23 protein-coding genes are annotated in these 25,960 nt (G+C 64.6%); 12 read left to right on the forward strand and 11 right to left on the reverse strand.

Features of this window, described 5'->3' with window-relative positions; genetic code table 11:
• Positions 1–126: 126 nt before the first annotated feature.
• The 4 genes from GRB80_RS06545 to GRB80_RS06560 form a co-directional block, all read right to left on the reverse strand.
• Complete coding sequence (locus GRB80_RS06545; protein WP_161422970.1) at positions 127–1,572, reverse strand: sodium-dependent transporter; 1,446 nt, start codon at positions 1,570–1,572, stop codon at positions 127–129.
• A gap of 121 nt (positions 1,573–1,693) precedes the next feature.
• Complete coding sequence (locus GRB80_RS06550; protein WP_161422971.1) at positions 1,694–2,017, reverse strand: hypothetical protein; 324 nt, start codon at positions 2,015–2,017, stop codon at positions 1,694–1,696.
• 160 nt (positions 2,018–2,177) lie between these two features.
• A complete protein-coding gene (typA, locus tag GRB80_RS06555) occupies positions 2,178–4,028 on the reverse strand; it encodes a translational GTPase TypA (protein ID WP_161422972.1) in 1,851 nt (616 codons plus the stop codon).
• Positions 4,029–4,186: 158 nt separating this feature from the next.
• Positions 4,187–4,738, reverse strand: a complete 552-nt coding sequence (locus GRB80_RS06560) for a glycosyltransferase family A protein (RefSeq protein ID WP_132041605.1) — start codon at positions 4,736–4,738, stop codon at positions 4,187–4,189.
• 433 nt (positions 4,739–5,171) lie between these two features.
• Here GRB80_RS06560 and glnA point away from each other — a divergent pair, with 433 nt between their 5' ends.
• Positions 5,172–6,578 (forward strand): glutamate--ammonia ligase, encoded by a 1,407-nt coding sequence (gene glnA / locus GRB80_RS06565; RefSeq protein WP_132041604.1) that lies wholly within the window; start codon positions 5,172–5,174, stop codon positions 6,576–6,578.
• 168 nt (positions 6,579–6,746) lie between these two features.
• Here the strand turns inward: glnA and GRB80_RS06570 are convergent, their stop codons facing one another.
• The gene (locus GRB80_RS06570; RefSeq protein ID WP_161422973.1) at positions 6,747–7,460 is read right to left on the reverse strand and encodes a ZIP family metal transporter; all 714 of its coding nucleotides are present in this window, start codon (positions 7,458–7,460) and stop codon (positions 6,747–6,749) included.
• 168 nt (positions 7,461–7,628) lie between these two features.
• On the opposite strand from GRB80_RS06570, the gene GRB80_RS06575 reads away from it, so the two are divergent.
• From GRB80_RS06575 to GRB80_RS06610, 8 genes are all read left to right on the forward strand, one after another.
• Positions 7,629–8,189 (forward strand): DUF4124 domain-containing protein, encoded by a 561-nt coding sequence (locus GRB80_RS06575; protein ID WP_132041602.1) that lies wholly within the window; start codon positions 7,629–7,631, stop codon positions 8,187–8,189.
• A 315-nt stretch (positions 8,190–8,504) separates the two neighbouring features.
• Positions 8,505–9,551 carry a nitrogen regulation protein NR(II) gene (gene glnL, locus GRB80_RS06580; protein ID WP_161424255.1) on the forward strand — a complete coding sequence of 349 codons (1,047 nt, stop codon included), beginning with the start codon at positions 8,505–8,507 and terminating at the stop codon, positions 9,549–9,551.
• Positions 9,544–10,959, forward strand: coding sequence for a nitrogen regulation protein NR(I) (ntrC, locus tag GRB80_RS06585; protein ID WP_132041601.1), 1,416 nt, complete (start codon positions 9,544–9,546; stop codon positions 10,957–10,959). Before glnL ends, ntrC begins: the two co-directional genes overlap by 8 nt.
• A gap of 300 nt (positions 10,960–11,259) precedes the next feature.
• Positions 11,260–12,210: a hydroxymethylglutaryl-CoA lyase gene (locus tag GRB80_RS06590; protein WP_161422974.1), complete on the forward strand. Its 951-nt coding sequence runs from the start codon at positions 11,260–11,262 to the stop codon at positions 12,208–12,210.
• A gap of 8 nt (positions 12,211–12,218) precedes the next feature.
• The gene (locus GRB80_RS06595; protein WP_161422975.1) at positions 12,219–13,421 is read left to right on the forward strand and encodes a CaiB/BaiF CoA transferase family protein; all 1,203 of its coding nucleotides are present in this window, start codon (positions 12,219–12,221) and stop codon (positions 13,419–13,421) included.
• 90 nt (positions 13,422–13,511) lie between these two features.
• The gene (locus GRB80_RS06600; protein ID WP_132041598.1) at positions 13,512–14,507 is read left to right on the forward strand and encodes a Bug family tripartite tricarboxylate transporter substrate binding protein; all 996 of its coding nucleotides are present in this window, start codon (positions 13,512–13,514) and stop codon (positions 14,505–14,507) included.
• Entirely contained in the window at positions 14,504–14,956 is a 453-nt protein-coding gene (locus GRB80_RS06605; RefSeq protein WP_161422976.1) for a tripartite tricarboxylate transporter TctB family protein, read from the forward strand. Before GRB80_RS06600 ends, GRB80_RS06605 begins: the two co-directional genes overlap by 4 nt.
• 8 nt (positions 14,957–14,964) lie before the next feature.
• Positions 14,965–16,458: a tripartite tricarboxylate transporter permease gene (locus GRB80_RS06610; protein WP_161422977.1), complete on the forward strand. Its 1,494-nt coding sequence runs from the start codon at positions 14,965–14,967 to the stop codon at positions 16,456–16,458.
• 135 nt (positions 16,459–16,593) lie between these two features.
• On the opposite strand, the gene GRB80_RS06615 is transcribed toward GRB80_RS06610, so the two are convergent.
• Together GRB80_RS06615 and GRB80_RS06620 are read right to left on the reverse strand one after the other, a co-directional pair.
• Positions 16,594–18,408, reverse strand: coding sequence for an aminopeptidase P family protein (locus tag GRB80_RS06615; RefSeq protein WP_161422978.1), 1,815 nt, complete (start codon positions 18,406–18,408; stop codon positions 16,594–16,596).
• A 1-nt stretch (position 18,409) separates the two neighbouring features.
• Positions 18,410–19,984, reverse strand: a complete 1,575-nt coding sequence (locus GRB80_RS06620) for a peptide MFS transporter (RefSeq protein WP_132041594.1) — start codon at positions 19,982–19,984, stop codon at positions 18,410–18,412.
• A gap of 239 nt (positions 19,985–20,223) precedes the next feature.
• Between GRB80_RS06620 and GRB80_RS06625 the strand changes: the two genes are divergently transcribed.
• The gene (locus tag GRB80_RS06625; RefSeq protein WP_161422979.1) at positions 20,224–21,573 is read left to right on the forward strand and encodes a deoxyguanosinetriphosphate triphosphohydrolase; all 1,350 of its coding nucleotides are present in this window, start codon (positions 20,224–20,226) and stop codon (positions 21,571–21,573) included.
• Positions 21,574–21,708: 135 nt separating this feature from the next.
• On the opposite strand, the gene GRB80_RS06630 is transcribed toward GRB80_RS06625, so the two are convergent.
• Both GRB80_RS06630 and GRB80_RS06635 read right to left on the reverse strand, forming a co-directional pair.
• Positions 21,709–21,981, reverse strand: a complete 273-nt coding sequence (locus tag GRB80_RS06630; RefSeq protein WP_161422980.1) for an EF-hand domain-containing protein — start codon at positions 21,979–21,981, stop codon at positions 21,709–21,711.
• Between the two features lie 377 nt (positions 21,982–22,358).
• On the reverse strand, positions 22,359–23,255 hold the full coding sequence (locus GRB80_RS06635) for a nuclease-related domain-containing protein (RefSeq protein ID WP_132041591.1): 897 nt from the start codon (positions 23,253–23,255) through the stop codon (positions 22,359–22,361).
• A gap of 99 nt (positions 23,256–23,354) precedes the next feature.
• Here GRB80_RS06635 and GRB80_RS06640 point away from each other — a divergent pair, with 99 nt between their 5' ends.
• On the forward strand, positions 23,355–24,248 hold the full coding sequence (locus GRB80_RS06640; protein WP_161422981.1) for an NAD-dependent protein deacetylase: 894 nt from the start codon (positions 23,355–23,357) through the stop codon (positions 24,246–24,248).
• On the opposite strand, the gene GRB80_RS06645 is transcribed toward GRB80_RS06640, so the two are convergent.
• Together GRB80_RS06645 and GRB80_RS06650 are read right to left on the reverse strand one after the other, a co-directional pair.
• Positions 24,229–24,603 (reverse strand): translation initiation factor Sui1, encoded by a 375-nt coding sequence (locus GRB80_RS06645; protein WP_132041589.1) that lies wholly within the window; start codon positions 24,601–24,603, stop codon positions 24,229–24,231. The genes GRB80_RS06640 and GRB80_RS06645 overlap by 20 nt on opposite strands.
• Positions 24,604–24,671: 68 nt before the next feature.
• Positions 24,672–25,358: an HAD-IA family hydrolase gene (locus GRB80_RS06650; RefSeq protein WP_161422982.1), complete on the reverse strand. Its 687-nt coding sequence runs from the start codon at positions 25,356–25,358 to the stop codon at positions 24,672–24,674.
• 211 nt (positions 25,359–25,569) lie between these two features.
• Between GRB80_RS06650 and GRB80_RS06655 the strand changes: the two genes are divergently transcribed.
• The gene (locus GRB80_RS06655; RefSeq protein WP_132041587.1) at positions 25,570–25,953 is read left to right on the forward strand and encodes a DUF6394 family protein; all 384 of its coding nucleotides are present in this window, start codon (positions 25,570–25,572) and stop codon (positions 25,951–25,953) included.
• Positions 25,954–25,960 lie beyond the last annotated feature (7 nt).

Here is a 25,960-nt window from a genome sequence, read left to right on the forward strand (position 1 = left end):
GGTTGTTGACTCTGTTTGTTATCGACTTGTCGTATCTGCGTATTGTTACTATTGACTTTGTCCAGCTGCCGACTCTGCTGAGGGTGGCATGTCGTGTATCTGCCCCGCCGATGAACGGCGCAGGGATCAATGCACCTGGTCGTCCTCCATCAGGAAGATGCGGCTGGCGGCGACGACACCGACGATCACCACAGCGCCGATGGCCGGGATCAGGTAGCCCCCGACCTGGGGAATGGCGTGAAGGAAGACGAAGGCGACCGCCGCCGGAGCGATGAAGCGCACCAGGAAGCGCCAGGTACTGAACCAGAGACCGTTGGTGCCCATCTCCTTCACCACCTCGGACTGAGTCAGTGCCCAGCCGGCGAATAGGGCGATCAGCATGCCGCCCAGTGGCATGAAGATATTGCTGAGCAGTTCGAAGAGGTCGAAGGGGCGGTAGCCGAACAGGCCGTGAAACACGCTCTCCTCGGCCCAGAGGTTGAAGCTGATCACGGTGAGCAGACCCAGTGCCCAGGTGGTCAGCACCATGGCGAGCACCGCCTGGGGACGAGTGAGGTCGAAGCGCTCGACCAGGTAGGCGGCCACCGGCTCGATCAGCGAGATGGAGGAGCTGAGCGCGGCCCCCAGCACGAGAATGAAGAAGATGCCGCCGATCAGTGCACCGGCGGGCATCTCGGCGAAGGCCAGCGGCAGGGTGACGAACATCAGCCCGGGGCCCTGTCCGGCATCGAGCCCGGCGCCGAAGACCAGCGAGAAGATCGCCAGGCCGGCGACCACGGCCACGGCGGTATCGACGATGGCAACGATGATCGCGGTGCGGGTCAGCGAAACCTCGCCGGACATATAGGCGCCGTAGGCCATGATGGCGCCCATGCCGAGGCTCAGGGTGAAGAATGATTGGCCCATGGCCTCCAGCCAGCCCTCCAGGCTGAGGTCGGCGATGTTGAAGGTGAACAGGAAGTCGACCGCGGTGGGAAAGTCGCCGTGGGTCACGCCGTAGGCGAGCACCACCAGCAGGATCACGAATAGCGCCGGCATGATCACCCGCAAACCGCGTTCGATGCCCTGGTGGACCCCGAGGCCGACGATCAACCCCGAGGCGGCGATAAACAGGGTGTGATAGAGCGTGAGCAGCGCGGGGGAGGCGAGCAGGGCATCGAAGCCGGTGGCGATGCCCTCGATATCGGCCCCGATCAGGGAGCCGGTCAGCATCTGCCAGGTGTAGTGGATGGCCCAACCGGCGATCACCGAGTAGAAGCTGAGAATCAGGAAGGCCGAGATGCCGCCTAGCCAGCCGATGGCTTCCCAGCTCCGCGAGGTCTTGTGGGTGCGGGTAAGGAAACGCATGCCCATGATCGGGCTGCGTCGACTGTTGCGGCCCAGCATGGTCTCGGCGATCAGAATCGGAATGCCCACGGCGAAGATGCAGAGGGCGTAGACCAGGAAGAAGGCTCCGCCGCCGTTCTCGCCGGCCAGATAGGGGAAGCGCCACAGATTGCCGAGGCCGACCGCCGAGCCGATCGCTGCCAGCAGGAAGGTACCCTTGTGGGTCCAGACGTTATGGGTGCTCATCGTGGCTCCGAGACTGAGTCTGTTGGCCGGTGGCCGTGTGGCCACTGTGCGACAAAACCCGGTCGGTAACCAGTGTGCTCCGTTTACGTCTCGTTAACGTTCTGGAAGTTAAGGGTATCGACTAGTCATCCTGGTCTCTATCGTCGGGGTCACCCAGGGTCGGTTCCAGGGCGCGGCAGGCGTCGGGGAGGCGCACGGTGTCGCCCAGGGCAAGCTTGCCGTGGGACTTGAGGCGGCGGCCGTTGTCCACGGCGATGATCGCCGCCACATCGCCGATGCTGGTGCCATCCACGTAGGCCTCGACCTTCACTCGCACCACGGCGCCTTCGTGGCGCGCCGAGAGGATATCGCCGGGCCCCGGTTCGGAGTGGCCGCTGTTGTCCTGCTGGAAGTGGCGCATCACGCTGTCGGCGCCGGGGTCGTCCCACTCCACGTGCTTGTGCATGCTGGGTCTCCTGCTCGAGTGGCTGTCGGCGCGGCAAGTCGCGCCCGTCATGGATGACTCCAGCATAGAAGGTTGCAGCAGCCCAGGGAAAGGCACGGCCGACGAGCGGCCATGAAAAAGCCCGCTGGGTGGCGGGCTTGGCAGAGCGATACGGCAGCGCTTACTTCTTGGCGGCGCGCTTGCGCTCGTTCTCGGTCAGGTGCTTCTTGCGCAGACGAATATGGTTGGGGGTGATCTCAACCAGTTCGTCGTCATCGAGGAACTCGATGGCTTGTTCCAGAGAGAACCTTACCGGCGGGGTCAGCACGATGTTCTCGTCGTTGCCCGAGGCGCGCATGTTGTCGAGCTTCTTGCCCTTGGTGGGGTTGACCACCATGTCGTTGGCGCGGTTGTTGATGCCGATCAGCATGCCCTCGTACACCTCGGTGCCGTGGTCGATGATCAGCTTGCCACGCTCCTGCAGCGCATAGAGGGCGTAGGCCAGCGCCTTGCCCGGGACCATGGAGACCAGCACGCCGTTGCGACGCTCGATGGCAGCGTCGGGCTTGAGCGGGCCATAGTGGTCGAAGCGGCTGGTCAGGATGCCGGTGCCCGAGGTCAGGGTCATGAACTGGCCGCGGAAGCCGATCAGACCACGTGCCGGGATGATGAAGTCCAGGCGCACACGACCCTTGCCGTCGGGGTTCATGTTGCTGAGCTCACCCTTGCGATAGCCGAGCTCCTCCATGATGGCACCCTGGTGCTGCTCCTCGCAGTCGATGATCACTTCCTCGTACGGCTCCTGCATCTGGCCGTCTATCTCGCGAATGATCACCTCGGGGCGGCCTACGGCGAGCTCGAAGCCCTCGCGGCGCATGGTCTCGATCAGCACCGAGAGGTGCAGCTCGCCGCGACCGGATACCTTGAACTTCTCCGGGGTATCGCCCTGCTCGACACGCAGTGCCACGTTGTGGATCAGCTCCTGCTCGAGGCGATCCTTGATGTTGCGGCTGGTGACGAACTTGCCGTCCTTGCCGGCGAACGGCGAATCGTTGACCTGGAAGGTCATGGAGACGGTGGGCTCGTCCACCGAGAGCGGCGGCAGCGCCTCGGCGGCGGCCGGGTCACACAGGGTGTCGGAGATCGCCAGGTTGTCGATACCGGTGATGCAGACGATGTCGCCGGCGGTGGCCTCGTCGGTCTGCACGCGCTCCAGGCCCAGGTGGGTCATTACCTGGCCGATCTTGCCCTTGCGCGACTCGCCCTCCTTGGTGATGACGGTGACCTGCTGATTGGGCTTGACGGAGCCGCGGGTGATGCGGCCCAGGCCGATGACGCCAACATAGCTGTTGTAGTCCAGCGCCGAGACCTGCATCTGGAAGGGACCGTCGAGCTCCACCTTGGGCGGCTCGACGATATCAACGATGGCCTGGAACATGGGCGTCATGTCCTCGGCCAGCTGGTCGGGTTCGGGACCGGCGATGCCGTTGAGTGCCGAGCAGTAGATGATCGGGAAGTCGAGCTGCTCATCGGAGGCGCCGAGGTTGTCGAACAGGTCGAAGATCTGGTCGATCACCCAGTCGGGTCGGGCGCCGGGGCGGTCGATCTTGTTGACCACCACGATCGGCTTCAGCCCCTGGTCGAAGGCCTTCTGGGTCACGAAGCGGGTCTGGGGCATGGGACCATCGACCGCGTCGACCAGCAGCAGCACCGAGTCGACCATCGACATGACACGCTCGACCTCGCCGCCGAAGTCGGCGTGTCCGGGGGTGTCGACGATGTTGATGTGGTAGTCCTGGCCGGCCGGCGCTTGCCAGCGGATCGCGGTGTTCTTGGCCAGGATGGTGATGCCGCGCTCCCTCTCCTGGTCATTGGAGTCCATGACGCGCTCCTGGCCTTCGGCCTTGCGATCCAGGGTGCCGGACTGGCTAAGGAGCTTGTCGACCAGGGTGGTCTTGCCGTGGTCGACGTGAGCAATAATGGCGATATTGCGAAGATTGCTTACATCAGAATGACTTACGGTCGTGCTCATAAGGTGTGACTCGCTAAAATGTACGCACCTATGTACACGTTCTGGTAAGTACCCTAGGCGCGGGGCAGGGATGGGGGACGCGTATTGTACAGATTAGAGGTGCCCAGGAGTAGCAAGTTTGGCGATGGGATCTTGTGCGTCCTGCTAGTAGAGAAGATTTAGCCAGCCTGGTGGACCGGGGTGATGCACTCCAGGCGCGCCCCACAGTGGCGCAGGCGCTCCACCAGGTCGTCGAGGGCGTCATGGTCTAGCTGGGGGTCGCAGCCGCCGAGGCGTTCGTACCATTGACGAGACATGCAGATACCGACGACGGGAGCAGGCTTATGACGCTTCAGCAGCCGGGCGAGCAGCCCCGGCGGACTGCCAGACAGGGTCACGGCGTCAACCTCGCCGGCACCGATGCGTCGCACCAGCTGCAGCAGGGTGCGAGTCGAGCCGATACAGCCAAGGAGAGGAAACACCAGTACCGAACCACGGGTACCAGCGATGGTGGTATTGAGCCGTTCCCCCAAGGGAAGGACACAAAGCCGTACATGGCGTGCCTTGTAGCGGCGGGCGATACGGGTGACCCTGACGTCCTGGGTATCGTCGATCACGATCAGCTCGATGTCCCGGTCGACGATAAGAGGTGTTACCAATGACAGCTCTCTGGGCAGCCTGGCACCGGCATTGCGCGCATCGATGAGTAGAGTGCCGGATGGTAAGGCCATGATGAACTCCGAGGCCAGAAGAGAGGGCTCTGGGCGACGGCCTGGAGTCGCGGCCGGCGATCAAGATGTAATGAAGTGTAGCCCGGAGTTAATTAACGTATCAAATGCTATTGGTGCTGCCTGGTGGTGCGTACCTCCTTATCTGTGCTTCATTTTGGTGCATTGACCGTTGAGTTCTGCCGTCGGTGCGCGGCCTCGTTCCCGTTGGCACTGACTGGCCTCGGGAATAGCCCTATAGATTTCAATATATTGAAAAAAATAATGCGGCATTGCGCCGGGTTGGCACGCTGCCTGCAGTGTTATCATCACTAGCCAGTAGTATCGGGTCATCGTGGGCAGTGTGCCTGCGGCGTGCTACAACGAATCTTCGGGACTCCTGCATCCTGATGCCTGAATCCCACCATCATCGAGCCATGCTCAACCGGAGGACACCATGTCTACCAAGACGCTCGCCCTGATCGAAGAACATGACGTCAAGTGGGTCGACCTGCGCTTCACCGATACCATCGGCAAGGAGCAGCACGTCACCATTCCGGCGCGAGATGTCGATGAGGAGTTCTTCGAGAACGGCCAGATGTTCGATGGCTCCTCCATGTCTGGCTGGAAGGGGATCAATGAGTCCGACATGATTCTGCGGCCCGAGGATGGTACTGCCTTCCTGGACCCCTTCACCGAAGACGCCACCCTGGTGCTGCGCTGTGATGTCATCGAGCCGGCCACCATGCAGGGCTATGACCGCGACCCGCGCTCCATCGCCAAGCGCGCCGAGGCCTATCTGCAGTCCACTGGCATGGGCGACACCGCCTTCTTCGGTCCGGAGCCCGAGTTCTTTATCTTCGATGAGGTGCACTGGAAGGCCGATCCCGAAGGTGCCATGTACAGGATCACCTCCGAGGAGGGTGCCTGGGCTACCGATCGTCAGGTCGAGGGGGGCAACCTGGCCCACCGGCCGCGGGTCAAGGGTGGCTACTTCCCGGTGCCGCCGGTGGACAGCTTCCACGATATTCGCGGTGCCATGTGTAACACCCTGGAGGCGATCGGCCAGAGCGTCGAGGTGCACCACCACGAGGTGGCCAATGCCGGTCAGAACGAGATCGGGGTCAAGTTCAACACCCTGGTCAAGAAGGCCGACGAGGTCCAGGAGATGAAGTACGTGATCCACAACGTGGCTCACGCCTACGGCAAGACCGCGACCTTCATGCCCAAGCCGGTGGTGGGCGACAACGGCAGCGGCATGCATGTGCACCAGTCCTTCTGGAAGGAGGGGGTCAACCAGTTCGCGGGCGACGAGTACGCCGGTCTCTCCGAGATGGCGCTCTACTACATCGGCGGCATCATCAAGCACGCGCGTGCCCTGAACGCCTTTACCAACGCGTCCACCAACTCCTACAAGCGTCTGGTGCCGGGCTTCGAGGCGCCGGTCATGCTGGCCTACAGCGCCCGCAACCGTTCGGCCTCCATCCGTATCCCCTACACCGCCAGCCCCAAGGGCAAGCGTGTCGAGCTGCGTTTCCCCGACCCGACCGCCAACCCCTACCTGTGCTTCGCGGCGATGCTGATGGCCGGGATCGATGGCATCAAGAACAAGATCCACCCCGGCGATGCCATGGACAAGAACCTCTATGATCTGCCGCCGGAAGAGGGGAAGAAGGTGCCGACCGTGGCCCATAGCCTCGACCAGGCCCTGGAAGCGCTGGAAAATGACCGCGCCTTCCTGACCGAGGGCGGTGTGTTCACCGATGACATGATCGATGCCTATATCGAGCTCAAGAGGGAGGACGTGGATCGTCTGCGCATGGCGACTCATCCGATCGAGTTCGACATGTACTATAGCTGTTAACGACGGCTGTTAACGACGGCTGTTAGCTATGCAGTGCAGCCGTTGACCACGCATTGTAGCCATTGATAAGAGCCCGCGGGCTCTGATTCGACCTGCGCAAGCGGCGCGCCTTCGGGCGTGCCGCTTGCGTTATCACGGGTCCAATGCCGTGGTCTTAATACCGTGGGCTCAGTGGATCAGCATATGGCCCATGATGCCGAGGGCGAAGCCGAGCACCGCGCCGAGAGGAGGGCCCCAGTGGCGCTCGAGTCTGGCCTGGGGGGCCAGATCCTGGAACACCGAGTAGAGGATGCCGCCGGCGGCAAACAGCATGATGGCGGCGACGACCGAGGGGTAGTCGGCCAGCCACCAGAACCCACCGAGGCCGGCGAGTGGTCCCAGCCAGGCCATGGTGAAGAACATCCCGACCAGGCGGCGTGCTGAATAGGCGGTGCTCTGGCGAAGCTCATGATAGGCGTTGAAGCCTTCCGGCAGATTCTGCAGCGCCATCAGGCCGGCCAGCAGCATGCCCCCGCTGCTGCCGTAGGCGAATGCGGCCCCCAGTGCCAGCGCCTCGGGCACGAAGTCGGCGAGCATGGCGGCAAGCTGGCTGGCCGAGGAGCCGCTGCGCGCCAGCATCACATCCAGTGCCATGAAGGCAATGCCGCCAGCCAGAAACCAGGCGGCAGCGCTTCCCAGGGAGAGATCCGGCAGGCTATCGGGCACCAATACCAGGGCCACTGCCGAGAGCAGTGCCCCGCCACCGAAGGCGATGATGCCATGGCGCAGCTCGCTCTCGAGCCACGGGATATCGATACGCTCCTTCCAGGCCGCCCAGGCGCCGACCGGCATCGCCATGCCCGCCATCAACGTCAGCACCACCACCGCTTGCCAGTTGTCCACCATCGGTCTCCTTGGACTGTCGTTTGAATAAGCCATCCTAGGACGAAGCCTCGCCGCTCGGCCAGTTGCCGCTGGCGCTGGGGCATCGGGCCTGCTTATGATGTGACCTATATTACCGGTAGGCGGCGGGTTGCCGGCGATCGACTCTTTGGCAAGGCGGAGAACTCCATGGGCAAAACGGTCCTGACCCTTATGCTGGCACTGGGCGTAACACTGACGGCCTACGGCCAGACCATCTATCGCACCACGGATGCCCAGGGGAATGTAGTATTCACCGACGATCCCGATGTGGGCGGCGAACAGGTGGAGCTGGCCCCGGTGACGGTGGTCCCGGCGCGGGGGAGTGCAGACGCCGGCCAGGTCGCGCCGCGCCGCGATAGTGCGCCCGCGACGTCCCGTCCGGGGCAGCCCTTCATGCCCTATGACAGCTTCCGTATCATCTCCCCGACCCATGAGCAGGCCTTTCCGGTAGGCGTGGCGGGCAATGTCGCCGTGGATCTGGGGATCTCGCCCGACCTGCGCGAGGATCATCGCGTCAGGCTGCTGGTGGATGGCCAGATCAGCCAGTCGGCGATGCATACCTCGGCCTTCATGGTGCCCAACATGAACCCCGGTGAGCACGTGCTGCAGGCCGAGCTGCTGGATGCCCAAGGTGGGATTCGCCATCGCACCTCACCGGTGACGATCTATGTGCTGCGCGCCAACGTGAATCGCCAACCCAATGGCTGACGACCCTTTCGGGCGTCCCTGTCTCTTCCTGTCATGACACTGTCTCCCTCCTGATCAACGCCTGCCGATGAGAGGGGGGCGGTGTGTCCCGCTGTCACGATCCACGCAATCTCCATCCCCGCTGTCTCGCTTGTCGCCGGGGGCGGTGCAGGGCGCCACAAGATGCACTAATTTGGTGCATATATGGCACGTCTCGTCCCGTCATAAGCGCGGCCAGAGGGGCTCGCGCCTGGCCCGCTTCTTGCTTCATCTAGATGTCCCTCTTGCATAAGCCCCTCTTGCACAAGCTGACCCGGAACCGATATGGCCGCTGCGATGTACCAACGCCTGATGGAACACCTCTCCACTGCCGTGCTGCTGCTGGATGGCGAGCTCAGGGTGACATGGATGAATCCCGCCGCCGAGGCGCTGCTTTCTGTGAGCCTCAGCCGGGTTCGGGGGAGCACGCTCTGTTCGTCGATGGAGCAGGAGGATGGGATGGAGGCGGTGCTTACCAAGGCGCTGGACGCCTGCCACCCCTTCACTCGCCGTGAGGCGCGCCTGGTGCTGTTGGGAGGCGAGCCACTGACCGTGGACTTTACCGCCACTCCCCTCGCCGAGGACGAACTGCTGCTGGAGGTGGAGCCCCGCGATCGGCTGATTCGTATCTCCCGGGAAGAGGCGCTGATGACCCGCCAGGAAACCGTCAAGGTGTTGACTCGTGGGCTGGCCCACGAGGTCAAGAATCCGCTGGGGGGCATTCGTGGCGCGGCTCAGCTGCTGGAGCGCGATCTGGAGAACCCGGCGCATCATGAGTTCACGCGCATCATCATCGAGGAGGTGGATCGCCTGCGCGATCTGGTCGACTCCATGCTGGGGCCCAACCGGGTGGCCCGGCACGAGCCTCTCAACATCCACAAGGTGCTGGAGCGGGTCCGCACCCTGGTGCTTGCCGAGCATCCCGGGGTGCGCATCGAGCGTGACTACGACCCCAGTCTGCCGGATCTCTCCGCCGACGAGGCGCAGCTGATTCAGGCGGTACTCAATGTGGCGCGCAATGCCATGGAGGCGATGCACGAGGCGGCCACCCCCGAACCACGCCTGCGGTTGCGCACCCGGGCGCGTCGTCAGTTCACCCTGGGCGCCGAGCGGCATCGGCTGGTGTGCGAGGTGGCGATCATCGATAACGGACCGGGCATCGCCGAGGCGCTGCAGGAGACACTCTTCTATCCCATGGTGTCGGGACGTGCCGGGGGCAGCGGTCTGGGGCTCTCCATCGCCCAGGGCATCCTGCATCAGCACCAGGGGCTGATCGAGTGCGCCTCGGCGCCGGGCCATACCGAATTCCGACTGCTTATTCCTCTGGAGACGCGCCATGACTGACGTTGCACGCGTGACGGTTGTCGATGACGACCGTGCCATCCGCTGGGTGCTGGAGCGCGCCCTGGCTCAACCCGACCTCGAGGTGGAGTGTCATGAACGTGCCGACTCGGCGATCGAGCGCCTGCTGGCCGACCCTCCAGACGTGCTGATGACCGATATCCGCATGCCGGGTATCGATGGTCTCGACCTGATGGCCAGGGTACGCGAGACGCATCCAGAACTGCCGGTGATCGTGATGACCGCCCACTCAGACCTGGACAGTGCCGTGGCCTCCTATCAGGGCGGAGCCTTCGAGTATCTACCCAAGCCCTTCGATGTCGACGAGGCGTTGGCCTTGGTGCGCCGTGCGGTGGCCCATGCCCGCGAGCGCCGCAGGCCGATCAGTGTCCCGGAGGGGTTGGATGCCGAGATCATCGGCGAGGCGCCGGCCATGCAGGAGGTGTTCCGCGCCATCGGGCGGCTCTCCCACTCGCCCATCACGGTGCTGATCAATGGTGAGTCGGGCACCGGCAAGGAGCGCGTTGCCCGGGCACTGCATCAGCATAGTCCGCGCACGGACAAGCCCTTCGTCGCACTGAACATGGCGGCGATTCCCCACGACCTGATTGAGTCCGAGCTGTTCGGTCATGAGAAGGGAGCCTTTACCGGGGCGACCGCAAGCCGGCAGGGCCGTTTCGAGCAGGCCGACGGGGGCAGCCTGTTTCTCGACGAGATCGGCGATATGCCCGCCGAGGCTCAGACTCGGCTGCTGCGCGTGCTGGCCGACGGTGAGTTCTATCGGGTGGGCGGGCATACTCCGGTAAAAGTGGATGTGCGCATCATCGCCGCCACGCATCAGGATCTGGAGCGGCTGGTAGAGGAGGGGCACTTCCGCGAGGACCTGTTTCATCGGCTCAATGTGATTCGTGTGCATCTGCCGCGGCTGGCTGAGCGTCGCGAGGATATCCCGCAATTGACGCGCCACTTCCTGGCCGAGGCGGCCAGGGAGATGGCAACCGACGTCAAGGTGCTGACCCCCGAGGCGGAGCGCTATCTGGCGCGACTGCCCTGGCCCGGTAACGTGCGCCAGCTGGAGAATACCTGCCGCTGGCTGACGGTGATGGCGTCGGGGCGCGAAATTCTCTGCGAGGATCTGCCACCGGAGCTGCGCCAGACGAACGAGGAGAGGCTCAGTGCCGGCGACGACTGGCGTGATGCCTTTCGCGACTGGGCCGACCATGCCCTGGCCGCCGGCCATACGCACCTTCTGGAGGAAGCCGTCCCCGACTTCGAGCGTATCCTGATAGAGACCGCGCTCAAGCATACCGGTGGGCGAAAGGGAGAGGCCGCCGAACTGCTGGGCTGGGGCCGCAACACGCTCACCCGCAAGCTCAAGACGCTGCTGCCGGCGCTGGCCGAGGGGGAGTGAGCCGCGGAGCCGCGCGGCTATACGGCGTTAAAAATCGACTCGAAGTGCTCATTTACACTCCGTAACCTTCGTCTTTTCGCCGATTTTTGGCCTTGTCTGACCTTCGCTCGTCGACTCTTCAGGCAAAGCCTAGCGACAGGTGGATAGGGGTTTCCGTGTCAAGAGGTAATGACCTTGTCAATAGGTAATGGATGAAAGAAATGTAAGTTTATTGCCATGGGTATAGGACGAAAGGTGCATTGTTAAGGCCTGGCACTCTCATTAGCGTATATAAGATTGCATTGATTCAGCAGGTCTGCCATGTCCGCTCTTGCCCCGCCACCTCGGCACATTCACATTACCGAGGTGGGATTACGCGATGGTCTACAGAATGAGCCGGTGGTATTGAGCACCGAGCAGAAGCTGTCATTGGCTCGTGCTCTGGTGGATGCCGGCGTACACGAATTCGAGGTCAGCTCCTTCGTCAGTCCGCGGGCTGTGCCGGCGTTGGCCGATGCCGCCGAGGTGGTCGAGGCGCTGCGTGGTGTGGCTGGCCTCCATCTCTCGGCCCTGGTCCCCAATCTGCGTGGCGCCGAGCGTGCACTGGAAGCTGGCGTCGACTCGGTGGTGCTGTTCGTCTCCGCTTCCGAGCGTCATAACGCCAAGAACGTCAACCGCAGCGTGGCGGCCTCACTCGAGGGGTTCGAGCAGGTGGCACGCCTGCTCGACGGAAGCAACGTGGCTCTCAGAGGCGCCATCGCTACCGCCTTCGGTTGCCCTTTTACGGGTAATGTCCCGGTCGAGTCGGTGACCGAGATCGCACGACGCTTCGCCGACCTGGGCGCAACGCACCTGTCTCTCGGCGATACTACCGGCATGGCGACGCCGCCGTTGGTCACCGAGCGTGTTACGCGGTTGCGAGAAGCGGCCCCGAACCTTCCGCTGACACTGCACTTTCACAATACTCGTGGCATCGGCCTGGCCAATGTCATGCAGGGGCTGGCACTCGGCGTGGACCGCTACGAGAGCTCCATCGGTGGCCTCGGCGGCTGTCCCTTTGCGCCGGGGGCCTCGGGCAATATCGCCACCGAGGACCTGGCCTATCTGCTCGAGGAGATGGGCCTGGAGACCGGCCTCGACCTGGAGGGGCTGATCGCCGCGGCGGGCCGTGCCAGCGAGCTGATGGGGCGGCGCCTGCCGGCCCAGGTCTCGCAAGCCGGCCCGCGCCTGGCTCTGAGCGATTGCAGTGCCGTACCTACCGCACAGGGATAATGGCGAAAATGATTCCTACCTCCTCTCGTTCAACCGGCTCGCTTGCGGGCGTCCGCGTGATCGATCTGACCCGAGTGATCTCGGGGCCGTTCTGTACCCAGATCCTCGGCGATCACGGCGCCGACGTGATCAAGATCGAGCCGCCCGGCAAGGGCGACGTGGTGCGTCAGCAGGGCAATATGGTCAATGGCGAAAGCTGGTATTTCGCCCAGTTCAATCGCAACAAGCGCTCGCTTACACTCGATCTGCGCAGCGACGAAGGCAAGCAGATCCTGCATAGGCTGCTCGAGGATGCCGACGTGCTGGTGGAGAACTTCCGCCCCGGAGTGCTGAGCAAGATGGGGCTCGACGACGACACCCTGCGCCAGCGTTATCCTCGGCTCGTGGTGGGTCGCATCAACGGTTTCGGCTCCAGCGGGCCCTATCGTGACCGCCCGGCCTACGACTTCATCGCCCAGGCCATGAGTGGCTTCATGGGCGTCAATGGCACCGCCACCGGCGAGCCGATGCGTGCGGCGCCGCCGATCAGCGATATGGTGGCCAGTCAGAACCTCGCCTTCGGGATCTGTGCGGCCCTGGTGCGTCGCGCTACCACTGGGCAGGGCGATATCGTCGAGACGGCCCTGACCAACGGTCTGATCGCCATGATGGGCTATCTGGCGGCGGAGTACTTCGCCACCGACCGCGTGCCGGCCCGAACCGGCAACGATCACCCCATGCTCTATCCCTACGGACTATTTACCGCCCGTGATGGCGAGGTGGCGATTGCGCCCAGCAACGACACCATGGTCGAGCGTTTCCTCGGCGCACTGGACATGCTGTATCTGCTCGATGACGAGCGCTTCGCCGACAATCGTCAAAGGATGGCTCATCGCGAGCCGCTCCGCGAGATTCTCAATGCGGTCATCAAGACCCGGAGTGTCGACGAGTGGATCGAGCACTTCAATCGTGCGGGGGTTCCCTGTGGACGGGTGCATGACCTGCGCGAGACCTTTGATGACCCTCAGGTGCAGGCTCAGGAGATGCGCCTGGAGCTGACCCAGGCCTCTGGCCGGGTGCCCGTTACCGGCTTCCCGGTCAAGTTGCGTGAAGCGCCTGCGAGCCTCTACCACCCGGTGCCGCGGCTTGGCGAGCATACCGACGAGCTGCTGGCCGAGCTGGGTATCGAGGATGATGAACGAGCGACGCTTCGTGAGCGTCGCGTGATCTAACTCAGCGCTGTACTCAGCCGCCGTGCCGGCGGGAGAACCGCAGGCAGGCCAATTGCGCCTGCCATAACAACAAGCAGGAGGAGCACACCAATGCGTACCGTCAAGAAGGGGGGCCTCGGCCTCGTCGCCGCCTCCCTGGTAGGGGCCGGGCTCGCCATCAGCGCGCCGGCCCAGGCGTTGCCGATCAGCGAATGCATCGCCCCGGCCGATCCGGGTGGTGGCTGGGACTTTACCTGCCGTTCGGTCGGCAAGCTGCTGCTGGAGCTGGACCTGGTGGAAAGCCCGGTGCAGGTCACCAACATGCCGGGTGGCGTGGGGGCGGTGGCCTTCGCCAGGGTAGCGAGCAGCCGTGCCGATGATAGTGACCTGGTCGTCGCCACCAGTACGGTCGGGGTGACGCAGATCGCCCAGGGCAAGTACCCCGGCGGTGCCGATACCATGCGCTGGCTGGCCATGCTGGGCACCGATGTAGGCGTCATTCTGGTTGACGATGAGAGCGAGTTCGAGAGTCTAGAGCAGCTGGTAACCACCATGGTCGAAGATCCGAGCGCCCTTGCGGTGGGCGGTTCCAGTGGCGCGGGCGGCTGGGATCATATCCGTGCCCTGATGCTGGCCAAGGAAGCGGGCATGCCCAATGAACAGATTGGCAACCTGCGCTGGGTGCAGTTCGACGGCGGCGGTCCCGCGGTGACCCAGATGATGGGTGGCCACGTCGACGTGGTGTCTACCGACCTGGGTGAGATTGCCGGCTTCATCGAGTCAGGCGATGTACGCGTGTTGGCGGTGCTTTCTGATGAGCCGCTGCCCGCCCCCTTCGATGATCTGCCGACCGCCGTTTCCCAGGGTTATGACGTGACCGGCTATAACTGGCGTGGTTTCTATACCGGTGGCGAGGTCTCCGATGAGGACTATGCCGGCATGGTCGCTGACCTTAAGTCTCTCTACGACAGCGAAGAGTGGAAGACGGTCGCCGAGCAGAATGGTCTGGTGCCGCTGTGGCGTGGCGGCGATGAGTTCAACGGCTTCGTGCTGGAGACCATCGATCAGGTCGAGTCCATTTCTCGAGAGATTGGAGTCATCGAGTGAGAGAAGGGGTAGGAGCGCTGGGTGACCGCATTGCCGGTGGGTTGCTGCTGGTGGTGGCTGCCGTCGCCTGGTGGCTGTCGCATGATTTCACCAGCGGCTTCGGGCAGGCGATAGGACCGGGCGCCTTCCCGCGCCTGGTCAGTGTGCCCCTGGGACTGCTGTCGCTCTACCTGATCATCCACCCGGGAGTGAACCAGCGCTGGCCTGAAAGGTCAGCGCTGTTCCGCCAGCTTGGTCTACTGGTGCTGCTGATGATCTACGCGGGGCTGATTCAGCCGCTGGGCTTTCTGCCTACCGCTCTGCTGACCGTGACCCTGATGATTCGTCTGTTCGGCGCAACATGGCGCCAGGCCCTACCGTTTGGGGGGCTGCTGACCGTGGGTCTCTATCTTCTCTTTGAATTCGCCCTCGGCATGCCGCTTCCCGACATGCCTGGCCTGAACTGGTAAACGCGTTCATGGAACTTCTCGCCTTTCTTGGTCAGGGCTTCGTCGTGGCGCTAGAGCCCCAGCACCTGTTCCTGGCGCTGGTGGGGTGCGCCCTGGGTACCCTGATCGGAGCGCTGCCTGGCCTCGGACCGGTCAACGGGGTGGCGCTGATGATCCCGCTGACCTTCAACTTCAGCCTCTCGGCCACCGCCGCGCTGATCCTGCTGGTCAGCATCTACTACGGCTGCATGTATGGCGGCCGCATCAGCTCCATCCTGCTCAATATTCCCGGCGACGAGCCGGCGATGATGACCACCCTGGATGGCTTTCCCATGGCACAGCAGGGCCGTGGCGGCGAGGCACTGGGGCTGACCGGTGTCGCCTCCTTCGTCGGCGCCCTGGTGTCGACGATCGGACTGGTGCTGTTTGCCCCGATGCTGGTGGACTTCGCCATTCGCTTCGGCCCGGCCGAGTATTTCGCGCTGTTTGTGCTGGCCTTCGCCACCATCGGTGGAGTGACCGGGGGGCATCTGGCCAAGAGCTTCCTGGCGGCCTGTCTGGGACTGCTGTTGGGCACCGTGGGGATCGATGCGGTCAGCAGTGTGCCCCGCTACACCTTCGGCTGGTATGAACTCTACGACGGCATCGACTTCATCGTGGCGTTGGTGGGGTTGTTCGCCATCTCCGAGTGCCTGGTATTCCTGGAAGACAGCCATCAGGGACGCAAGCCCGCCATGACCCTGGGCTCGGCCCTGCCGGGCGTGCGCACCGCCTGGCATTGTCGTGGCAGCATCGGGCGTAGCTCCGTGCTGGGCTTTATCGCCGGCGTGCTCCCCGGGGCGGGGGCGGCGCTGGGCAGCTTCCTCTCCTACACCCTGGAGCGTCGCTGGCAGGGCGCGCGTGGTGACTTCGGCAACGGTGACCCTCACGGGGTGGCGGCACCTGAGGCGGGCAACAACGCCGCCGCCGGTGGTGCGTTGATTCCCATGCTGTCGCTGGGCATTCCCGGCAGTGGTACCACGGCCATCCTGTTGGCGCTGCTGCTGTCGATGAACATCACGCCGGGGCCGCTGCTGTTCGAGAACCAGCCCGAGCTGGTGTGGGGGCTGGTCGCGGCGCTGTTCATTGGCAACCTGATGCTGCTGGCGCTCAATATCCCGCTGGTGGGACTCTTCGCCCGCGTGCTGCGCGCGCCGGGCTGGTTCCTGATGCCCATGGTGGTCATGGTCGCCTTCGTCGGCGTCTACTCGCTTGGCAACAGCGCCTTCGACCTCTACATGATGCTGGCCTTCGGCGTGCTGGGTTATGTGCTGCGCAAGCTGGAGATCCCCACGGTGCCGGTGGTGCTGGGGCTGCTGCTGGGCGGCCAGATGGAGTACAACCTGCGCCGCGCCATGTCGATCTCCGGCGGCGACTGGAGCATTATCTGGAACAGCGGTATCTCGGTGGGGATATACCTCTTCGCCATTGCGCTGCTGCTGGGCGGGCTGCTGTTCCACTGGTTGATGAAGCGACGGATATAGAGCACGGCTTCTTTCCTTCGAGTCGCTCTGTCACCGAGGATTTAACGACTCCAACGACTCCAATGAAATAGGGGCGCCGGCATGCCGGCGCCCCTTGTCGTGTCGGGCATCGCTCAGCGGGTGAGCGACGCTCGGTCAGCCGCGTGCGAGCGGCCGAGTGCGTGCCTCGAGCCAGGCCAGGGCGTCGCCCTCGAGGTGAGGGGCGAGCCGTTCGTACACCTCGGCATGGTAGGCGTCGAGCCAGGCGGCCTCGGCGGCGTCGAGCAGCGCGACGTCGAGACAACGGGTATCGATCGGACACAGGGTCAGCGTCTCGAAGCGCAGGAAGTCACCGAAGTCGCTCGCCTCCGCCGGCCGGTTGGCGACCAGGTTCTCGATGCGCACCCCCCACTGCCCCGGGCGATACACCCCGGGCTCGATGGAGGTGATCATTCCCTCACGCATGGCGGTGTGAGGTGCGACCGGCGCGCCGATGCTGATCACCTGGGGCCCCTCATGGACGTTGAGGAAGTAGCCCACGCCGTGGCCGGTGCCGTGGCCGTAGTCGCGGCCGGTGGCCCACAATGGTGCCCGGGCGATGGCGTCCAGACGGGGCGCGGCGATGCCCTGCGGGAACCGGGCCCGGGAGAGGGCGATGGTGCCCTTGAGCACCAGGCTGCAGTCCTCGCGCTGGGCCGCCGAGACCTCGCCTACCGGCACCATGCGAGTGATGTCGGTGGTGCCGCCGTGGTACTGGCCGCCGGAGTCGATCAGCAGCAGGCCGTCGCCCTCGATCACCGCGTGGGCCTCGGGGGTGGCCCGGTAGTGGGGCAGGGCGCCGTTGGCGTTGAAGGCGGCAATGGTGTTGAAGCTCTCGCTGACGAAGTGCGGGTCCCGGGCGCGCTCCTCGCGCAGCCGCGTCTCCACATCCAGCTCGGTGACCCGCTCGCCGCGCGCAAGCGCCTGCTCCAGCCAGGCGAAGAAGCGGCACAGGGCGGCCCCGTCGGCCTCCATGGTGCGACGCACATGGGCGAGTTCCTGGTCGGTCTTGCACCCCTTGTCCAGGGTGCTGGGCTGGAAGGCCTCGGCCACCGCCATCTCGGCGGGCAGCGCCTGGCGGGTGCCCAGGGTCAGCCTGGCCGGGTCGAGCAGCACGCATGACTCGGCGGGCAGGGCGGCGAGATGCGCGCGCCAGTCGTCGTAGGGGGCGATGTCGATGCCGTCGGCGGCCAGCGCCGCCTCGAGCTCAGCCTCGACGGTGCCGGGGGCGACGAACAGGGTGGCAGTGTCGCGGCCGACCAGCAGATGGGCGAGGAACACCGGGTTGTAGGCGACGTCGTCGCCGCGCAGCTGGGTCAGCCAGGCGATGTCGTCCAGAGTCGAGATCGGGTGCCAGTCGGCACCCTGCTCGGCCATGGCCGCGCGCACCCGAGCCAGGCGCTCGGGGCGAGTCTCGTCCCGGAAGGCGGCGGGCTGGGCGTAGAGCGGCTGGGCGGGCAGCGCCGGACGGTCCGGCCAGATGGCGTCGAGCAGGTCCAGGTCGCCGCGCCGGGCGATGCCGACCGAGCCGAGAATCTCCTCCATCTGCGTGGCGTGGGCCAGGGCGACGACCTGGGCGTCGTAGCCGACGGTGGCGCCGGCCGGGAGGCGTTCGGCCAGCCACTCCATGGGCGCCGTGGCCTGGCCCTGGACGAGCTTCATCATGGCAATGCCGGAGCCTGCCAGTTGAGCCTCGGCCTGCACGAAGTAACGGCTGTCGACCCACACGCCGGCGGCGTCCTGGGTCACCACCAGGGTGCCCACCGAGCCGTCGAAGCCGGAGAGCCAGGCGCGCCCGGCCCAGTGCTCGGGAAGGTACTCGGAGTTGTGGGGATCGGAGGAGGGCAGCCACCAGGCGTCGATGGCGTGCTCGCGCATGACGGTGCGCAGGGCGGCGAGTCGGTCCGCGGGCGTCGAGAGGACTTGGCTCATGTCAGGCTCCAGAGGTCGTTGAGGAGGAGGATGTGGCGGTGGTGTGCTGGCCGCCCTTGAGCATGCGGCCGATCAGCGGTGTCAGCAGCGCCAGAACCAGGGCACAGAGTACCAGTGCCACGGCCGAGCGGCCGAACAGTGCCGGCAGCTCGGTGAGCTTGTCGGCGCTGACGTTGCCGCCGATCAGGCCGGCCACCAGGTTGCCCAGCGCCAGGGAGGTGAACCACAGGCCCATCAGCTGGCCGCGGATGCGCTGGGGCGCCAGGGTGCTCATGGTGGAGAGGCCCACCGGGCTCAGGCACATCTCGCCGAGGGTCAGCAGCAGCAGACTGGCGGTGATCCACAGCGGCGAGACCAGGCCGTCGCCGACCAGCACCTGGCGGGCGGCGAGCATCATCAGGCCGAAACCCGCGGCGGCGAACAGCAGTCCCATCACGAACTTGGTGGCGCTGCCCGGCTCCAGTCCTCGGCGGCCCAGGGCCGGCCACAGCCAGCCGAACAGCGGGCCGAGCAGAATGATGAAGACGGCATTGAGCGACTGAAACCACACCGTGGGGATCTCCCAGCCGAACAGGGCGCGGTCGGTGTAGTCGTTGGCGAAGAGGTTATAGGAAGTGGGCTGTTGTTCGAAGGAGGCCCAGAAGAAGGCCGAGGCGACGATCAGCAGGAAGGCCACCACCACCCGGGCGCGCTCCCGGGCGTCGAGACCGGCGAAGGCCATCAGATAGACGAAGAAGCCCAGGGCGCAGACGATGATCACGCTGGTCATGGCCTCGGCGATCGCCACCGGGTCGAGCCGAATCACGCCGACGGCTGCAAGCGCCACCAGGGCGGCGCCGAGGATCGACAGCCCCGAGACCGCCAGGCCCACGCCGCGGCGCTTGACCGCCGGGGCGTCCCAGCTGGCCTCTCGACCGCGCTCGGCGTCGGCACGGCGCATGGCGGGGATCGCCCATAGGCGGAAGATCAGCAGAGCCGCCAGCATGCCCAGGCCGCCGATGCCGAAGCCCCAGTGCCAGCCGCCGCTCTCGATCAGCAGGCCGGTCATCAGCGGGGCCAGCAGGGCGCCCAGGTTGATGCCCATGTAGAAGATCGCAAAGCCGCCGTCACGGCGCGCATCCTCTTCCTCGTAGAGGCTGCCGACCATCACGGTGATGCAGGTCTTGAACAGCCCCGAGCCGAGCACGATCAGCAGCAGGCCGACGAAGAAGGCGCTGGCACCCCATAGCGCCGAGAGGGCGATGGCCAGGTGGCCCAGGGCGATCAGAATCGAGCCGTACCAGACGGCGCGTCGCTGGCCTAGCCAGTTGTCGGCCAGCCAGCCGCCGGGCAGGGCCGAGAGGTAGATGGCGCCGGCGTAGATGCCGACGATGGCCGCGGCATCCTCGCGGCTGAAGCCGAGGCCACCCTCGGCGAGACCGGCGGCCATGAACAGCACCAGCAGGGGGCGGATGCCGTAGTAGGAGAAGCGCTCCCACATCTCGGTGAAGAACAGCGACCCTAGCGGTCGGGGGTGGCCGAAGAAGCCGCGATCCCCTCGGGATGGCGCGGCGGGAGCATCGGAAGTCGAGGACATGAAGCGTCTGCCTTGTCAGTTGTTTGTGGCGTCGGGGCCGCGTCGAGCGGGATGCTGCCAGGCGAGCCTGCGGTCTGATTCCATTCTTGCCTGGTGTTCTTGCTGAATGACGCGGTCTGGGCAGACGATTCTATGGAAATTCGTTAGTAGGCGAAACGATATTGGTCGGGCGTGGTGCATCGCGATGGCCAGGTTGCATCCGCCGGTGCCAGAATGGGGCTTCCAAGGAGAGATTACCCATGACGCAGATGAGCTGGGAGCGGTTGCTCGACCCGGGACGGCTGCATGACCGACGCGGCGCGCGCCCCGGAAACGGCCGCGGTGAGATCGGCCGCAGCCCCTTCCACAAGGATCACGACCGGATCGTCTTCGCCGGCTCCTTCCGGCGCCTGGGGCGCAAGACCCAGGTCCACCCGTTGACCGACAATGACCATATCCATACACGACTGACCCACTCGCTGGAGGTTGGCTGTGTGGGGCGCTCGCTGGGCATGATCGTCGGCGAGGGGCTGAGCGGCCGGCTGCCGGCATGGATCACACCCGCCGACCTGGGAGTGATCGTTCAGGCCGCCTGCCTCGGTCACGATATCGGTAACCCGCCCTTCGGCCATGCCGGCGAGTACGCCATCCGCGACTGGTTCAAGCGCGCCGAGGCCGATGGCAAGGGATTGCTCGAGGGGCTGTCACCCCTGGAGCGCGAGGACCTGTTGACCTACGAGGGCAATGCCCAGGGCTTCCGGGTGGTCACCCAGATCGAGTACAACCAGTTCCGTGGCGGCATGCGCCTGACCACGGCGACCCTGGGAACCCTGCTCAAGTACCCCTGGACGGTGGAGCATGGTGGGACGGAGGGCAAGTTCGGCTGCTACCAGAGCGAGCGCGAGCTGCTGGTCGAGGTGGTCGAGCGGCTGGGGCTGCTGCCCAGGGGAGAGGGGCGCTGGTGCCGCCACCCCCTGGCCTGGCTGGTGGAGGCCGCCGACGATATCTGCTATGCCCTGCTCGACCTGGAGGATGGTCTGGAGATGGACATCCTTCGCTATGACGAAGTCGCCGAGATCCTGATCCAGATCGCCGGTGGGGCCCCGAGAGACTACACCGCCATGCAGCGCCAGGGGGTCTCCCAGCGTCGGCGCATCGCGGCCCTGCGCGGGGCGGCCATGGAGCGCGCGGTCAACGACGTGGGGGCGGTGTTTGTGCAGCATGAGGCGGAACTGCTGGGGGGGCGACTGCAGGCAGATCTGCTGGAGTTGTGTCATCCCGATCTGGACTGGGGGGTGAAGGCGGCCAAGCAGCTGGCCCGGGAGCGTATCTTCCAGAACGAGCGCAAGGCCAAGCTCGAGATCGGCGCCTACACCACCCTGGGTATCCTGCTCGAGGCCTTTATCGGTGCGGCCCATGAGCTTCACTACACCGGCAGGTCGACCTTCAAGCACCAGCGGGTGCTGGCGCTGATCGGCGAGAATACGCCACGCTCCTCATGGAGCCTCTACGACAGCTATCGACGCATGCTCGACTTTATCGGCGGCATGACCGATCACTACGCCGTGGACCTGGCGCAGGAGATGGGGGGACGACTGCGTGGGGATTGAGCTTATGGCAGATGCAGCGCGCCCTTCACTGTCTAGGTGAGGTGTCCACTGCGGTTGAGCAAGATCAGTCTCGAGGCGTATCTGTCGCAGAAAAGGAGAAGCCAAGGCTTCTCCTTCTCTCGGGTCGGGGCATGATCAGTGCTCGGTAAAATTGAACTCCTTCCGAGAGATCATGTTGTCACCGTTCTTGTCCATGAAAATAAAAAGTCTGGGCAGGTTTCCCGCCCTGGCTTCTACTCTTGAGATCTGGCCATCACCATTCAGGTCGTTATTGTTGAAGCTTTTTTGCCCGGTATTGGTTGAGGCGATGACCAGTGACTCGTTCGATATGGCAGATCCTTGCTCGGCAAAGGCGAAACCCGAGACGAGGACGGCTGCGAAGAACAGCACAGTTGTCTGAATCTTCATGACATTCACCATTTACAGGATCATGCAAGTATTGGACTGCCTGGCCAAGCATTGGTTGTGTGCCACAGAAGGAATGAATTGCGATAAGCAGTGCGTTTTTCCTGATTTCAAGCAATACAAGCGATTCAAGCAATACAACCAATACAAGCAATAAGCGAAGCGCTTGTGCGGGGCAGAAAGCCTGGTGATTTTCCTAGAAATAGCTGTGCCGGTGCGTGGTTGTCGAGGCTAGTCGTTGGATCTCGTCTCTGCTGAGACGATGAGTAGTGGTACACCAGCCGGTGGCCGCCACGACGTGTGATCAGAATTATCCTGAGCTCATCGATGGTGCCGTGACGCCATACAGAGGCAAGCAGGTTCAATGAACGTTGGCCAGGCTACTCGCCTGGTGCCTGACTCGCCCCGGCATGCTCTAGCAGGGTGGCGATGACCGCGTCGTGGGTGGCGGCGTCGAAGTCGCCGGGACACAGTTCGGCCAGGCGACTGGCCAGCTGGTCGCCGCTGACCACCAGCAGGTCGTCGGGTCCCTGGCTGGCATCCACCTGCCAGCCGGGAAGGGTCAATACGCCCATCACCGGTACCCTGCGGCCGGTGCGTGAGCTCAGCCACTCGGCCATCCAGCGCGCCAGCTCGCGAGTCCTGCTCAGCGGTGTGCGCTCGCTCCAGCCCGGGAAGCGCAGCCGCGAGGGTTCTACCACGAGCCGGTATTGCTCTTCTCCGGAGGGGGTAAAGGGGCGGGAGCGGGCTCGGGTCTCCACCACGAAGACGCCACAGGGCGTGACCACCACGTGATCGATGCGTGTATCGGCCGCCGGCACATCGTGGAAGACGTAGAAGGGGTGGGCCTCCGGGCGCACCAGCCGCTCCAGCTCCTGGCCGACTGCCAGTTCGCAGGCCAGTCCCAGCTTGAGGCGGCGGATGCGCTGAAAGTCCCGCATCAGTCGAAAGCTGAAGGTCAGCACCAGCAGGGTGCTCAGCGCGCCGTAGAAGGCCCACTCCACCCAGATCTGTTCTGTGGCAAGGAGCATGCGGCCCATGCCGTAGACCAGCGGGGCAAGCGTGATGATGGGGCCCAGGGCGCCACTCAGGTAGAGCCCGGCGAAGGCGTCGTCGAGACGGTCGCGCAGCTGCTGGCCGGGTTCACGCAGCGGTTGCGCATCGAAGGGCGAGTGCACTCGTGCATCATGAAGATTACGAAGCGCCACGACGATTCCCCCCATGGCGGCGAGCGGAAACAGAAAGATCAGGGGTAGCAGGTATTCCAGCCAGGCCATCGGGATTCCTTGCTAGGGGGAAGCGGCGAGAGGCCCATTCTAGACAACCTGCCCCGTGCGGGGCCATGCTCTGTTTGGCGCAGACAGCGAGGCATCAGGATGACGGCAGCACAGGTGAAACCCGAGACCAGCGAGGCAGAGCTGGCGGCACTCGTCGAGTTTGTCGAGCGCCATCCACGGCTGGCGGTGCTCGGTGGGGCCGGCATCAGCACCGCCAGCGGCATTCCCGATTATCGCGATGCCGCCGGCGAGTGGAAGCGTTCGCCGCCCATGGAACATCGCCAGTTCATGGGCAGTCATGCCGCCCGACAGCGTTACTGGGCCCGCGCCCTGGTGGGCTTTCGCACCCTGGACGAGGCACGGCCCAATGCGGCTCACCAGGCCCTGGCGCGACTCGAGAGCCTGGGACATGTTCGCGGGATGATCACCCAGAACGTGGATGGCCTGCATCAGTGCGCCGGCTCGCGACGGGTGATCGATCTGCATGGTCGCGCCGACCGGGTGCGCTGCATGGGATGCGGCTCCAGCCGCATGCGTCATGCCCTGCACGCGGAACTCGAGAGCCTCAATCCGCACTGGGCGACCCTCGGCGCGGCCGCGGCGCCGGACGGGGATGCCGATCTGGAAGCGGACTTCTCCACCTTCCGGGTGCCCGACTGTTCGCGCTGCGGCGACGGTATCTGGAAGCCCGATGTGGTGTTCTTCGGTGACAGCGTGCCGCGTGGTGTGGTCGAGCGCGCCTTTGCCCTGATCGAGGAGTGCGATGCCCTGCTGGTGGTGGGCTCCTCGCTGATGGTCTATTCGGGCTTTCGCTTCGCGCGGGCCGCGGCACAGCAGAGTAAGCCCATCGCCTGCCTCAACCTGGGGCGTACCCGCGCCGACGACCTCTATACTCTGAAGGTGGCGGCCCCGGTAGATGCCTCGCTCGGGGCGTTGGTCGGGCGGCTGGAAGGCCGGCTTGTCGAGGGGAGGCTCAACCGCCGGCCAGCTTGACCGTGTAGCCGCGGCTCTCGAGCTCTGCCTTGAGTGTCTCGCGGTGGTCGCCCTGAATCTCGATCACCCCCTCCTTGACGGCGCCGCCGGTGCCGCAGCGTTTCTTCAACAGCTTGGCCAGACGCTTGAGCTCGGCCTCGGGCAGTGGTACGCCACTGATCGTGGTGACGCCCTTTCCCTTGCGGCCGCTGGTCTCGCGGCGAATCCGCACGATGCCGTCGAGCTCGGCGAGGCGTGCCTGTTCCGCCTGCTCGGCACAGCGACAGTCGGCGACGGGTTGGCGGCAGTCCGGACAGGTCTCGCCATGCTCGGTGGAGTAGACGAGGCCGCGCAGCTGGTCCTGGAGGGATGACATGGTGTGACTTCCGGGGTGGGGGCTTCAGACGGGGATGATAGCGGCTGTGGCTGCGATCTGCATGACCCTCAGCGCATGGCGGTGCGTGATTCCAGATCGCGTGAAAGGTGCGCCACCACCGTGGGCAGCTGGAACATGCTGGTAATCATGATGGCACCCTCGGGGGTGATTTCCGCATCGGGGAAGCGGTTGAGGTGGACCACCAGCATGCCGGCATCGAGGGCCGCCTTGACGCCGACCACCGAATCCTCGATGGCCAGGCAGTGGTGCGGAGAGTAGCCCATCCCCTGTGCCGCATGCAGATAGAGGCAGGGGTCCGGTTTCCAGCAGTTGGCGGTGTAGGCACTGAACAGGTGATCGCCGAACAGGGTATCCAGGCCAGTGGCCACCAGCGAGGTGCGGATCTTGTTCTCGGGCCCGTTGGAGACCACGCCCATGGGAAACGTCGACAGGGCCGCCAGCGCCTCGGTGGCCCCTTCGATGGGAATGAGCTCTGTCGCCAGACGCCGGTCGAGGTTGGCTCGCATGCTGGTTTCCAGTGGCCCCAGCACGTCGGGATCGACGCGGCCATGACGACTCTCCAGCTCGGCGACGATGCGTCGGAAGCGCGCCCCGCGGAACTCGCCGATATAGTCGGTGGCCTGGAACGGCAGGCCCACGGCATTCAGCGCCGTGGCCATCTCGTCGGCGAGCAGCGGCTCGCTATCGACCAGGGTGCCGTCGCAGTCGAAGAGCAGGCAGAGTGGATGTGCCATCACCGGGCCTCACGAGGAAACAGGGCGTTATAAATCCATTGTTACAGATGTCGGGGTCACCTGCCCATTATTAAAGCCCAGTTACGCTGATTTTTGAACACTGTTCATAAATATTCCGAAAAACGGGATGTCATGGGGTCACGGCGCTGGTATTCGCGGTCTTAGAGGCCACCCACCTATACTGACGACGCGTCTCGGTAGGAAGCAGCCAATGAATTTCGAACGTGTCGTCTTCGGTTTCTTCATCATCCTCACCCTGAGCCTCAATGCCGCCTTCGTTGCGCATGGCCTCGAGGCGGCAGCGCATCATAATGTGTGGATTCTCACCCTTGCCATCATCGCCAACCTGGTGGCGATCGGCCTGAAGCTGGGGGATCGCTCCGAGACTGGCGCCTTGCTGTTGGCATCCGGGCTGGTAGCGGGGGCCTTGCTGATCACGGCGCGTATCATCTGGATCGTCACGGTGCCCAGTGGCTGGGGCGTGCCGGAAGCGGGTGCGATGGCCGATATCATCTCGATCGCCAGGGGGGCGCTGGTGGCGAATATCATCGCAACGGCAATCCTGGTCGGCGATACGCTGTTATCGCGGCGCTAGTTGAGCG

It is taken from the genome of Halomonas icarae (assembly GCF_009901955.1).
GTDB lineage: Bacteria > Pseudomonadota > Gammaproteobacteria > Pseudomonadales > Halomonadaceae > Halomonas > Halomonas icarae.

Bases quoted from the DNA above. Each gene is read 5' to 3' on its own strand.
- GRB80_RS06560 (WP_132041605.1), bottom strand. From the start codon at position 4,738: ATGGCCTTACCATCCGGCACTCTACTCATCGATGCGCGCAATGCCGGT.
- GRB80_RS06615 (WP_161422978.1), bottom strand. From the start codon at position 18,408: ATGAGCCAAGTCCTCTCGACGCCCGCGGACCGACTCGCCGCCCTGCGC.
- GRB80_RS06625 (WP_161422979.1), top strand. From the start codon at position 20,224: ATGACGCAGATGAGCTGGGAGCGGTTGCTCGACCCGGGACGGCTGCAT.
- GRB80_RS06620 (WP_132041594.1), bottom strand. From the start codon at position 19,984: ATGTCCTCGACTTCCGATGCTCCCGCCGCGCCATCCCGAGGGGATCGC.
- GRB80_RS06590 (WP_161422974.1), top strand. From the start codon at position 11,260: ATGTCCGCTCTTGCCCCGCCACCTCGGCACATTCACATTACCGAGGTG.
- ntrC (WP_132041601.1), top strand. From the start codon at position 9,544: ATGACTGACGTTGCACGCGTGACGGTTGTCGATGACGACCGTGCCATC.
- glnL (WP_161424255.1), top strand. From the start codon at position 8,505: ATGTACCAACGCCTGATGGAACACCTCTCCACTGCCGTGCTGCTGCTG.
- GRB80_RS06545 (WP_161422970.1), bottom strand. From the start codon at position 1,572: ATGAGCACCCATAACGTCTGGACCCACAAGGGTACCTTCCTGCTGGCA.
- GRB80_RS06610 (WP_161422977.1), top strand. From the start codon at position 14,965: ATGGAACTTCTCGCCTTTCTTGGTCAGGGCTTCGTCGTGGCGCTAGAG.
- glnA (WP_132041604.1), top strand. From the start codon at position 5,172: ATGTCTACCAAGACGCTCGCCCTGATCGAAGAACATGACGTCAAGTGG.
- GRB80_RS06575 (WP_132041602.1), top strand. From the start codon at position 7,629: ATGGGCAAAACGGTCCTGACCCTTATGCTGGCACTGGGCGTAACACTG.
- GRB80_RS06655 (WP_132041587.1), top strand. From the start codon at position 25,570: ATGAATTTCGAACGTGTCGTCTTCGGTTTCTTCATCATCCTCACCCTG.
- GRB80_RS06600 (WP_132041598.1), top strand. From the start codon at position 13,512: ATGCGTACCGTCAAGAAGGGGGGCCTCGGCCTCGTCGCCGCCTCCCTG.
- GRB80_RS06640 (WP_161422981.1), top strand. From the start codon at position 23,355: ATGACGGCAGCACAGGTGAAACCCGAGACCAGCGAGGCAGAGCTGGCG.
- GRB80_RS06630 (WP_161422980.1), bottom strand. From the start codon at position 21,981: ATGAAGATTCAGACAACTGTGCTGTTCTTCGCAGCCGTCCTCGTCTCG.
- GRB80_RS06645 (WP_132041589.1), bottom strand. From the start codon at position 24,603: ATGTCATCCCTCCAGGACCAGCTGCGCGGCCTCGTCTACTCCACCGAG.
- GRB80_RS06550 (WP_161422971.1), bottom strand. From the start codon at position 2,017: ATGCACAAGCACGTGGAGTGGGACGACCCCGGCGCCGACAGCGTGATG.
- typA (WP_161422972.1), bottom strand. From the start codon at position 4,028: ATGAGCACGACCGTAAGTCATTCTGATGTAAGCAATCTTCGCAATATC.
- GRB80_RS06650 (WP_161422982.1), bottom strand. From the start codon at position 25,358: ATGGCACATCCACTCTGCCTGCTCTTCGACTGCGACGGCACCCTGGTC.
- GRB80_RS06635 (WP_132041591.1), bottom strand. From the start codon at position 23,255: ATGGCCTGGCTGGAATACCTGCTACCCCTGATCTTTCTGTTTCCGCTC.
- GRB80_RS06595 (WP_161422975.1), top strand. From the start codon at position 12,219: ATGATTCCTACCTCCTCTCGTTCAACCGGCTCGCTTGCGGGCGTCCGC.